3 protein-coding genes are annotated in these 3,757 nt (G+C 72.1%); all 3 read left to right on the forward strand.

Going from position 1 to position 3,757, the window contains the following annotated elements; all coding sequences use genetic code 11:
- Positions 1-1,942 (forward strand): DNA polymerase III subunit gamma and tau (locus tag ACTHNQ_RS19145; RefSeq protein ID WP_440335529.1); only part of this gene is annotated, 1,942 nt, incomplete at its 5' end.
- A gap of 3 nt (positions 1,943-1,945) precedes the next feature.
- Positions 1,946-2,539, forward strand: a complete 594-nt coding sequence (gene recR, locus ACTHNQ_RS19150) for a recombination mediator RecR (RefSeq protein WP_018172655.1) — start codon at positions 1,946-1,948, stop codon at positions 2,537-2,539.
- Between the two features lie 113 nt (positions 2,540-2,652).
- Positions 2,653-3,582, forward strand: a complete 930-nt coding sequence (locus ACTHNQ_RS19155; protein WP_440335530.1) for a DMT family transporter — start codon at positions 2,653-2,655, stop codon at positions 3,580-3,582.
- The last annotated feature ends 175 nt before the right edge of the window (positions 3,583-3,757 follow it).

The raw sequence follows: 3,757 nt of genomic DNA on the forward strand, positions 1-3,757 counted from the left end.
CGACGACGCCCGAGACCTGCGCGAGCGGGCGGTGTTCGCCCCGGCCCGCGACCGGTTCAAGATCTTCATCCTCGACGAGGCGCACATGGTGACGCCGCAGGGCTTCAACGCGCTGCTCAAGCTCGTCGAAGAGCCGCCGGATCATGTCAAGTTCATCTTCGCGACGACCGAGCCCGAGAAGGTCATCGGCACGATCCGCTCGCGCACGCACCACTACCCGTTCCGGCTCGTCCCGCCGGCAGCGATGCTCGAGTACGTCGAGAAGCTGTGCGCCGAAGAGCGGGTCGAGGTCGAGCAGGGTGTGCTGCCGCTCGTAGTGCGCGCCGGCGGCGGCTCACCGCGAGACACGCTGTCGCTGCTCGATCAGCTGATCGCCGGCTCCGATGACGCCAAGGTCACCTACGCGCGTGCCGTCGCCCTGCTCGGGTACACGCCCGACGAGCTGCTCGACGAGGTCATCGACGCATTCGGCTCGTCCGATGCCGGGGCGGCGTTCGCGGCCGTCGACCGCGTCGTGCAGACGGGCCAGGATCCCCGCCGCTTCGTCGACGACCTGCTCGAGCGGCTGCGCGACCTGATCGTCGTGGCTGCGACGGGCCAGGACGCCTCGGCCGTGCTCCGCGGCATCTCGGCCGACGACCTCACCCGCATGCGGCGACAGGCCGAGGCCTTCGGCCCGTCGCGCCTGTCGCGGATCGCCGACCTCGTGGTCGGCACGCTCGACGACATGACCGGCGCCACCTCGCCACGGCTGCAGCTCGAGCTGATGGTCGCCCGTGTGCTGGCGAGGGGGGCGGATGCCGCCGCCCCGGCAGCACCGTCCGCGCCGTCGGTGCCGGTCGCCGCCACGGCGCCGGCCGCCGCGACGGTGCCGGTCGCTGCGGCGCCTTCCGTCGTCTCCCCACCCACGCCGGTCGCGGTGCCGGAGGCCGCGCCCGCCGCTCCGAAGGAGCTCACGACCGACAGCCTCATCGCGGCCTGGCCCGAGGTGCTCGCCCGGCTGGAAGGCATCAGCCGTGGGTCGTGGATGGTGGCGACGGGCTCCCGGCCCATCGCGGTCAACGCCCAGGGCGACGACAAGGTCGTGGCGCTGGAGTTCTCCAGCGCGAGCGACCTCACGAAGTTCAAGCCCAAGCCGCAGGGCCAGGGCGCATTCCTCGATGTGCGCAGTGCCATCGAGCAGATCTTCGGCAGCCAGGTGAAATTCCTCCCGCGCCTCGCCGAGGCAGGCTCGCGCGACTCCGGCGGCGCGGCAGCCGATCGTGGTCCCTCACCGCAGTCCGCACCGTCGGCACCTGCTGGTGCGCCGGTGGCCGCCGGCGCACCGCGCGCGCAGGACGCTCCGGCACGGCCCTCCGGCCCGGTGGCCTCGGCCCCGCCGGCGACGGCGCCGGGCTCATCGGGTCCGCAGGCCGCGGGGAACGCGCGCCCGATGGCTTCGGGCGACACGTCGGCGGCGCCGGCGGGCAGGACGACGGCTCCGGCAGCGAAGGCCGCTCCGGCGGCCGCGGCGCCCGTCACCGACTGGGCGGTCGCGCCGATCCCGTCCGACGATGACGCCCCGCCACCCGACCCGGGTCCCGCCGCGATGCCGAGCATGGGCCAGTTCGCCGTCGACGACGAGCCCGAAGACGCCGCGCGCGCACGCGTCGCGACGCTGGCTCCGCCGCGGCAGGCGCCGCACGACGGCGATGTGCTGCCGCGCACCGAGCTGGAGCCCGCCGTCGAGCGCGAGGAAGAGATCGACGACGACACCGACCTCGACGAGTCGGGTGCCCCGGTCGATCTTCCCGTGCCCCCGACGGTCGCGCCGCCGATCACACCCGTCGTGCGTCCGCGCAACGACGGCGTGCAGCGTTACGGCGAAGCTGTCGTGCGCCAGATGCTCGGTGCCACGTTCGTCGGCGAAGAGCCGTACGAGCCCCCGACGAGGTTCAGCTAGCCCATGTACGACGGCATCGTCCAAGACCTGATCGACGAGTTCGGCCGCCTTCCGGGCATCGGGCCGAAGTCGGCGCAGCGCATCGCGTTCCACATCCTGCAGACGCCGAACTTCGACGTGTCGCACCTCGCCGAACTCCTGGCCGAGGTGCGCGAGAAGGTGCGCTTCTGCGAGGTGTGCGGCAACGTGTCCGAGCAGGAGCGCTGCTCCATCTGCCGCGATCCCCGGCGCAACCAGACGCTCATCTGCGTCGTCGAGGACGCCAAGGACGTCGCGGCCATCGAGCGCACGCGCGAGTTCCGCGGGCTCTACCACGTGCTCGGCGGAGCGATCAGCCCCATCGCGGGGATCGGACCGGACGACCTGCGCATCGCGCAGCTGATGCAGCGCCTCGCGGACGGCACCGTGCAGGAGGTCATCCTGGCCACCAACCCCAACCTCGAGGGCGAGGCGACGGCGACCTACCTCAGCCGGCTGCTGCACACGCTCGAGATCTCGGTGACCCGGCTCGCCTCGGGCCTGCCGGTCGGCGGCGACCTCGAGTACGCCGACGAGGTCACCCTCGGCCGCGCCTTCGAGGGCCGGCGCTCGGTCTGAGCCCGCGCACCCCTCCGGCCGATGTCCGAGATCGGTCGTAGAGTGTCGTTCGCGATCCTCGCGCCGCGCCTGTGACCGGTGCACCCTGGTTCGACGGCGAGAAAGGGCACCGGATGACTCCCGTCCAGCGGTTCGACACGCGCGCATGGCTGCTGTTCGCCGCCATGGCGCTGCTGTGGGGCATCCCCTATCTGTTCATCAGCATCGCGGTCGAGTCGTATTCGCCTGCCGCGGTGGTCGCGGGGCGCACGCTGCTCGGCGCGCTGCTCCTGCTGCCGTTCGCGATCCGCGCGAAGGCGCTGCGACCCGCGTTCGCGAAGATCGGCTGGGTGCTGCTGTTCGGTGCGATCGAGATGGCAGGGCCGTTCCTGCTGCTCGGGCACGCCGAGCAGACGCTGCCGTCGGGGCTCACCGGACTGCTGGTGGCCACCGTGCCGCTGTTCGCCGCGCTCATCGCGTTCGGCGGCGGCGACCGCTCGGTGCTCAGCCCGTGGCGCGCGATCGGCCTGTTCGTCGGGTTCGCCGGCGTGTTCGTCATCGTCGCGGGCCCCGGGCTCGCCGTCGAGGGCGGAGGAGGGCTCCTCGCGGTCGGCGAGGTGCTGCTGGTTGCGCTGCTGTACGCCATCGCCCCGTTCGTCATCGCGACGAAGCTGCGCGACGTGCCGTCGCTCGGATCGATCACCCTCGCCCTCTTCGCGGTCGGCATCTTCTACACCCCCATCGCCTTCCTGACGCAGCACGAGGTGCCGACCGTCGCGAGCACGGTGTCGCTCGTGGCCCTCGCCGTGCTGTGCACGGCCATCGCGTTCATCACGTTCTTCGCGCTCATCAAGCGGGTGGGGCCGGTGCGCGCCCCGCTGTTCACCTACGTGAACCCGGTCGTGGCGATCGTGCTCGGCACGATCGTGCTGGGGGAGCCGCTGACCCCCGGCCTGCTCATCGGGTTCCCCCTCGTGATCGTCGGCTGCTGGCTGGCGGCCACGGGCGGCACGTTCCGGGCGCGCACGTCCGACGGCGAGCTGCCCCCTGTGGCCTCCGGCTGACACCGCGGCGCCCGCCCGGTCACATGGCAAAGGGCGCATGAACGGCTCCGTAAGATGGAACGTCGGGTGCGGCATCCGGCCCCTCAACACACGCGTGGAGTTTCATCGTGGCGCTGATCGTCCAGAAGTACGGCGGATCGTCGGTCGCGGATGCCGTGAGCATCAAGCGGGTCGC

This window comes from Microbacterium sp. (genome assembly GCF_051953575.1).
Classification (GTDB): domain Bacteria; phylum Actinomycetota; class Actinomycetes; order Actinomycetales; family Microbacteriaceae; genus Microbacterium.

Bases quoted from the DNA above. Each gene is read 5' to 3' on its own strand.
- recR (WP_018172655.1), top strand. From the start codon at position 1,946: ATGTACGACGGCATCGTCCAAGACCTGATCGACGAGTTCGGCCGCCTT.
- ACTHNQ_RS19155 (WP_440335530.1), top strand. From the start codon at position 2,653: ATGACTCCCGTCCAGCGGTTCGACACGCGCGCATGGCTGCTGTTCGCC.